This window comes from Micromonospora sp. DT4 (genome assembly GCF_049841675.1).
Lineage (GTDB): Bacteria > Actinomycetota > Actinomycetes > Mycobacteriales > Micromonosporaceae > Micromonospora.
Genome location: NZ_JBNCKT010000010.1, coordinates 77,922 through 84,278, shown reverse-complemented (window position 1 = coordinate 84,278; position 6,357 = coordinate 77,922). Strand labels below are relative to the sequence as shown.

Sequence of the window (6,357 nt, the reverse complement as noted above, 5' to 3'; positions counted from 1 at the left end):
GTGGTCGCCCACCAGTCGGCGAAGGCCAGTTTCGAGCAGGGATCGACCACCCGGTTGAGGGTGGCCAACGCCAGATAGGTGCCCACACTGGCACCCGCGTCGGCGCGGCGGGCTCCGACCAGGCCGTCCACGATGCCCGCCAGGTCCAGCCGCTGCAGCATCACCCACACCGCGGCCACGTCCCCGAACGCCTGATGCCGCGTACGTTCCGGCATGATCTGCGCATCGCTGGCGTCCATGGCCGCGGCGACGTCGGTGGCCGAACCCAGATAGCGTTCGGAGACCATCTTCGGCTTGCCGTCGATCCGGGCCATCTCACGCAGGTACCAGTACGTCTTACCCGCGACCCGCTTCGCGTACAGACTGGCCACAGGTCCACTTTAGGTCATACGCATTTCCGTACCCGAAAGCACTCCCGGGGCAAAGGATCCGTGCAGCTCAACCCTCATGTCGCCGAACCCCGCATCCCCTCAAGATCAACTTATCTAGGAAACTCGGGCTAGCGCGTCGGCCCGTCCGCCACCGGCGACCTCGGCGGAGCCGCCGTCACCGGCCCGGCGAACCGCGGCCGCCGCCACCGGCTCGGCGAGCCGCGCCCGCTCAGGGCGGTGCGCGCCATCCGGCCGCCGGAGGCGGTCCGGACCGGCCGAGCCTCACGGTTGACTCAGTAAGACGGTAGGAAATACCGACATGACTGAGACGCCCCTTCCCGGCATGTGGATGGGCCTTGACGCTGACGAAGGCCTGGCCCAGTCTTCCTACCAAGTAAGTAGGAAAACTGCGGATTGGATGGACGATGAGACGGCTCCCCCTGCGCCGGTTGGTCACCCTGGCCACCCTCGCCGCCCTCGGCGCGGCGACCCTGGGCAGCACCGCCGCGTGCGGCGACGACAGCGAGGGCGCGGGGGGCGGCTCCGGCCCGGTGACCCTGCGGCTCGGCTACTTCCCCAACATCACCCACGCGCCGGCCGTCGTCGGCGTGGAGAAGGGCATCTTCGCCGAGAAGCTCGGCGCCGACGTCAAGCTGGAACCGAAGACCTTCAACGCCGGCCCGGCCGCCATCGAGGCCGTCTTCTCCGGAGCGCTGGACGCGACCTACATCGGCCCGAACCCCACCGTCAACGCGTTCTCGAAGTCCAAGGGCGAGGCCGTCCGGGTCGTCTCCGGCGCCGCCTCCGGAGGCGTGGCGCTGGTCGTCAAGCCCGGCATCAACGGACCGCAGGACCTCAAGGGCAAGAAGGTCGCCACCCCGCAGCTCGGTAACACCCAGGACGTGGCCGTCCGCTACTGGCTCAAGCAGCAGGGGCTGACCACCACCAAGGAGGGCGGCGGCGACGTGAAGATCGTGCCGCAGGAGAACGCCCAGACGGTGGAGACGTTCAGCAGCGGCGCGATCGACGCCGCCTGGGTACCCGAGCCGTTCGTGTCCCGGCTGGTCAACGCCGGCGGCAAGGTGCTCGTCGACGAACGGGACCTGTGGCCGGACAAGAAGTTCGTCATCACCAACCTGCTGGTCAGCACCAAGTTCCTCAAGGCACACCCGGACGTGGTGCAGAAGCTGGTCGACGGCCAGGTCGCCGCGAACGAGTTCGTCAACAGCAAGCCGGACGAGGCCCAGCAGGCCATCTCCGACGCGATCGGCAAGATCACCGGCAAGCCGCTCGACCTCAAGCTGATCAAGCAGGCGTGGCCGACGTTGGAGTTCACCAACGACCCGATCGCCACCTCCCTCAAGGCCGGGCTCGACCACGCCGTCGAGGTCAAACTCACCGAGCCCGTCGACCTCAAGGGCCTGTACGACCTGACCTACCTCAACAAGTCGCTCAAGGCGGCCGGCAAGCCCGAGGTCACCCAGCCATGACGTCGACCACGACGACGCCGCAGAGCGCGACCACGACGGTCGCGCTCTCCGGCGTGACCAAGGTGTACGGACGCGGGGCGGGCGCCGTACTGGCCCTGGACGGGGTCTCCCTCGACGTCGCGCCGGGCGAGTTCGTCTGCCTCGTCGGCGCGTCCGGCTGCGGCAAGAGCACGCTGCTCAACCTGGTCGCCGGTCTGGACCGTCCCAGCGGCGGCGAGATCGGCATCGCCGGTGGCGCCACCCCGGGGCTGATGTTCCAGGAACCGGCGCTGTTCCCCTGGCTGACCGTCGAGGCCAACGTGGAGGTGCCGCTCAAGTTGCGCGGCCTCTCCCGCGCCGAACGCCGCGACCGGGTGGCCGAGCTGCTGCGCACGGTGCACCTGGCCGAGTTCGGCCGCAAGCGTCCCCACCAACTGTCCGGCGGGATGCGGCAGCGGGTCGCACTGGCCCGCACCCTGGCCCTGGACACGCCGGTACTGCTGATGGACGAGCCGTTCGGCGCGCTGGACGCCATGACCCGCGACATCCTGCACGACGAGCTGGAACGCATCTGGTCCGAGCGCCAGCTCTCGGTCCTGTTCGTCACACACAACGTCCGTGAGGCCGCCCGGCTGGCCGACCGCATCATCCTGCTCTCCAGCCGCCCCGGCCGGATCATCTACTCCGCCGAGGTGGACATCCCACGGCCACGACGGATCGACTCCCCCGAGGTCGCCGCGATCGCCGCCGAGGTGACCGAACGACTGCGTACGGAGGTGGGCCGCCATGGCCAGTGACACCCTCACCAGCACCGCGCGTAGCGATGCGGAGATCACCGGACTGGACGCGCTGGAGATCGCCGGCCGGGAGAAGGAGGTCTCCCGGGGAACCCGGCTCTGGGCCGCCACCTGGCCCAAGCTCGCCGCGCTGGCCATCGCCATCCTCGCCTGGCAGGTGGTGGTCTGGTCAGGCTGGAAGCCGCCGTACTCCCTGCCGGGCCCGCTGGTCGTCGGCCGCGAGCTGGTCACCCAGGCCGAGGGCCCGCAGCTCTGGGAGGGCCTGCTCACCACGCTGCGCCGAGCGGCCGTCGGGTACGTCTTCTCGGTCGCCGTCGGCCTGCTCCTGGGTCTCGCGGTGGCCCGGTCCACGGTGCTGCGCGCCGCCATCGGCTCGATGATCACCGCGTTGCAGACCATGCCGTCGATCGCCTGGTTCCCGCTGGCCATCCTGCTGTTCGAGCTGAGCGAGAAGGCGATCTTCTTCGTGGTGGTGCTCGGCGCCGCGCCGTCCATCGCCAACGGTGTGATCTCCGGCGTGGACTACGTACCACCGCTGCTGCTGCGTGCCGGCCGCAACCTGGGTGCACGCGGGCTCAACCTCTACCGGTACGTGATCGCACCGGCCGCGTTGCCGGCGATCGTCGCGGGCCTCAAGCAGGGTTGGGCGTTCTCCTGGCGGAGTCTGATGGCCGGCGAACTGATCGTGGTCGGCATCTCGCAGACCTCGCTCGGCGCGCAGCTCACCTACTCCCGGGAGCTGTCCGACGCGCCGTGGCTGCTCTCCACGATGATCGTCATCCTGGTGCTCGGTCTGGTCGTGGACGCGGCGTTCGGCGCGGCCGACAAGGCGATCCGCCGTCGTTGGGGCGTACTGGACCAGGCTGGTCAGTGAGGTGTACGTCTCCGCGCGCAGCGACTACGCGCTCCGGGCGATGCTCGCCGTCGCCGCCGCCGTGCCCGGCGGCGACGCGGACGCTGGCACCGCCGAGCTGGTGAAGGCGGGCAACCTGGCCGAGGTACAAGAGATCCCGCTCAGCTTCCTCCAGGGCATCCTGCTCGACCTGCGCCGGGCCGGCCTGCTGTACAGCCACCGCGGCGCCGACGGCGGGTACGCGCTGACCAGGCCGGCCACCGAGATCACGGTCGGGGACGTGCTGCGCGCGGCCGGCGGGTCACTGACCACCGTGCGCGGCCTGCCGGCCGAGCGGGCCGGCTACCACGGGGTGGCCGCCGGGCTCACCGACGTCTGGCTGGCGGTGCACGGGGCGATCGCCACAGTCGTCGACAGCACCACCCTGGCGGACCTGCTCACCCACAACCAAACCCCCACCGCCCCCTGACCCCACCCTCCGCGATCTTGTACTTCCTGTCGTGGCAAAGGGGACGAATCGCTCACATCGGCTACCGATAGTGCAAGATCGGCGCGTTGTGCCGCGCGGGGCGACGCTGGTGCGGAAGCGGTGTGGTCGGACCGGTGCCCCGCCGGCCCGACCACACCTCGTACCGATCCTGACCGAGCCTGCCCCTCCGCCGGCGCCGGTCGGCCGGTCGCTGCTCAGCCCCGGTGCTCGACCGTCGGGCCGGAGCCCAGGTCGCCAGGACTGCGCAGCTCCACCAGACCGGCGGGCGCGTTGCCCGCCGTGGCGGCATGCCAGGGTCCGAAGGCCGCGACCATGGCGAGGAGCAACCCGGCGAGCCCGACCGCGACCACCGGGATCAGTTCGCGCAGGGCTCCCGAGCCGGCTTCGCCCGCCATGGCCACTCCTCCCCGTACCGGGTCCCCCGCCCGGCTCCCCCGCTGGTCAGCTTCGACCGCCGTGGGGCGGGGCACAGTCGGCCAGCCGACCCAATGGAGGCTGATTACCGATTCAGCCGAACGGTCAGATGGCGGAAGCATCACGCGGCGGCCGGACGGCGCGATGGAGCAGAGACGAACCGACCCGCCCAGCCGAAGCGGGACGGGTCGGTGACGTGCGGGAAGAGATCAGACCGTACGCGGGCGACGCGGGCGACGGGAGCGACCCGACGCGCGGTGCGCGGAGCGGGCGGCACCGTCCGTGGCCGAGCCACCGGCGGTCCGTCCCCGGTTGGCCGCCACCGGCGGCGCGGCGATGGTGACCGGCACACCGGAGGGCTCACGCGCCCCGGTGACCCGGACCAGCGCCTCGTCACCCGGGCGCACCTGGACCGACTGCGGCCTGATGCCGGCGGTGGCCATCAGCCGGGACACGTCGCGGCGCTGCTCGGGCAGGACCAGCGTCACCACCGAGCCGGACTCGCCGGCGCGGGCCGTCCGGCCACCCCGGTGCAGGTAGTCCTTCGCCTCGGTCGGCGGGTCCACGTTGACGACCATGTCGAGGCCGTCCACGTGGATGCCCCGGGCCGCCACGTCCGTGGCGACCAGGGCGGTCACCTGGCCGTTGCGGAACTGCTCCAGAATGCGGGTGCGCTGCGGCTGGGACTTGCCGCCGTGCAGCGCGGCGGCGCGTACACCCTTGGAGAGCAACTGGCGGGCGAGCCGGTCGGCCCGGTGCTTGGTCCCCATGAACAGGATGGTGCGGCCCTCACGGGCGGCGATCCGGGTCAACGCGTCGGGCTTGTCGAGCGCGTCGACGTGCAGCACGTGGTGGGTCATCGCGGTGACCGTGGCGGTGCCCGGGTCGACCGAGTGGGTCACCGGGCTGCTCAGGAAGCGGCGGACCAGCCGATCCACACCGCCGTCCAGGGTGGCGGAGAAGAGCATCCGCTGACCCTGCGGGGCGACCTGCTCCAGCAGCTTGGTCACCTGCGGCAGGAAACCCATGTCGGCCATCTGGTCGGCCTCGTCCAGCACGGTGATCTCGACCTGGTCGAGCCGGGCGTCGCCGCGGTTGATCAGATCGTGCAGCCGGCCGGGGGTGGCCACGACCACCTCGGCGCCGGCACGCAACGCGTCCGCCTGGCGCTGCAACGACAGCCCGCCGACGACTGTGGCGCAGCGCAGACCGACGGCGCGGGCGTACGGGGCCAGCGCGGTGGTCACCTGCTGCGCCAACTCCCGGGTCGGCACCAGCACCAGGGCAAGCGGACGACCCGGCCGGGCCTTGCGGCCGGCGGTACGCGAGAGCAGGGGGAGCCCGAAGGCGAGCGTCTTACCGGAGCCGGTACGACCCCGGCCGAGCACGTCCCGACCGGCGAGCGAGTCGGGCAGCGTGGCCGACTGGATCGGGAACGGCTCGGTGATGCCCTGCGCGGTCAGCGCGCTCAGCAGCGCCGGCGCCAGACCGGTTTGGGCAAAAGACGGAATAACTGTGGTCACGCAGAAGCCTTCCTCGACGCGGCACGTGTCGAGGGAGGGCGCCGAAGTCGGCGCTGTCAACCGGCGGCGCAAGCAGCCAGGACTCACAAGCACGAACCGATTGGAGTACGGGCCGGCCCGCCGCCGGGCCGCCACCTGCGGAGGCAGGCGGCGGCGAGGCGGGCCGGTCCCGTCACCGTCACACCCGGAGGGCGCGACAGGTAATGCTGACCGATCCGAAGATCAGATCGGGCGGATGTTCTCCGCCTGCGGGCCCTTCTGGCCCTGGGTCACCTCGAACTCGACCCGCTGGTTCTCGTCCAGGCTCCGGTAGCCGGAGGACTGGATCGCCGAGAAGTGGGCGAAGACGTCAGCGCCGCCGCCGTCCGGGGTGATGAAGCCGAAGCCCTTGTCAGCGTTGAACCACTTCACGGTGCCAATAGCCATGTGTTTCGTCTCCT

General features: G+C 71.0%; 8 protein-coding genes. 4 read left to right on the top strand and 4 right to left on the bottom strand.

Annotation, left to right across the window (positions count from 1 at the left end):
* Positions 1-371, bottom strand: a 371-nt coding sequence (locus tag ACLQ24_RS06010) for a hypothetical protein (protein WP_425889456.1), incomplete at its 3' end; no start/stop codon positions are given.
* A 425-nt stretch (positions 372-796) separates the two neighbouring features.
* Here ACLQ24_RS06010 and ACLQ24_RS06005 point away from each other — a divergent pair.
* From ACLQ24_RS06005 to ACLQ24_RS05990, 4 genes are read left to right on the top strand one after another with little or no spacing between them, the layout of a single operon-like run.
* Positions 797-1,861 carry an ABC transporter substrate-binding protein gene (locus ACLQ24_RS06005; protein ID WP_393213412.1) on the top strand — a complete coding sequence of 355 codons (1,065 nt, stop codon included), beginning with the start codon at positions 797-799 and terminating at the stop codon, positions 1,859-1,861.
* Positions 1,858-2,637, top strand: coding sequence for an ABC transporter ATP-binding protein (locus tag ACLQ24_RS06000; RefSeq protein WP_425889453.1), 780 nt, complete (start codon positions 1,858-1,860; stop codon positions 2,635-2,637). The genes ACLQ24_RS06005 and ACLQ24_RS06000 overlap by 4 nt, the downstream gene beginning before the upstream one ends.
* Complete coding sequence (locus tag ACLQ24_RS05995) at positions 2,627-3,511, top strand: ABC transporter permease (RefSeq protein ID WP_425889451.1); 885 nt, start codon at positions 2,627-2,629, stop codon at positions 3,509-3,511. The genes ACLQ24_RS06000 and ACLQ24_RS05995 overlap by 11 nt, the downstream gene beginning before the upstream one ends.
* Position 3,512: 1 nt before the next feature.
* Entirely contained in the window at positions 3,513-3,959 is a 447-nt protein-coding gene (locus ACLQ24_RS05990; RefSeq protein WP_425889450.1) for an RrF2 family transcriptional regulator, read from the top strand.
* 215 nt (positions 3,960-4,174) lie between these two features.
* Here the strand turns inward: ACLQ24_RS05990 and ACLQ24_RS05985 are convergent, their stop codons facing one another.
* The 3 genes from ACLQ24_RS05985 to cspE all read right to left on the bottom strand — a co-directional run bounded on the left by ACLQ24_RS05985 (position 4,175) and on the right by cspE (position 6,343).
* The gene (locus tag ACLQ24_RS05985) at positions 4,175-4,375 is read right to left on the bottom strand and encodes a hypothetical protein (RefSeq protein ID WP_425889448.1); all 201 of its coding nucleotides are present in this window, start codon (positions 4,373-4,375) and stop codon (positions 4,175-4,177) included.
* 228 nt (positions 4,376-4,603) lie between these two features.
* A complete protein-coding gene (locus tag ACLQ24_RS05980; protein ID WP_425889446.1) occupies positions 4,604-5,917 on the bottom strand; it encodes a DEAD/DEAH box helicase in 1,314 nt (437 codons plus the stop codon).
* Positions 5,918-6,139: 222 nt separating this feature from the next.
* Positions 6,140-6,343 carry a transcription antiterminator/RNA stability regulator CspE gene (cspE, locus tag ACLQ24_RS05975; protein ID WP_101369720.1) on the bottom strand — a complete coding sequence of 68 codons (204 nt, stop codon included), beginning with the start codon at positions 6,341-6,343 and terminating at the stop codon, positions 6,140-6,142.
* Positions 6,344-6,357: the final 14 nt, after the last annotated feature.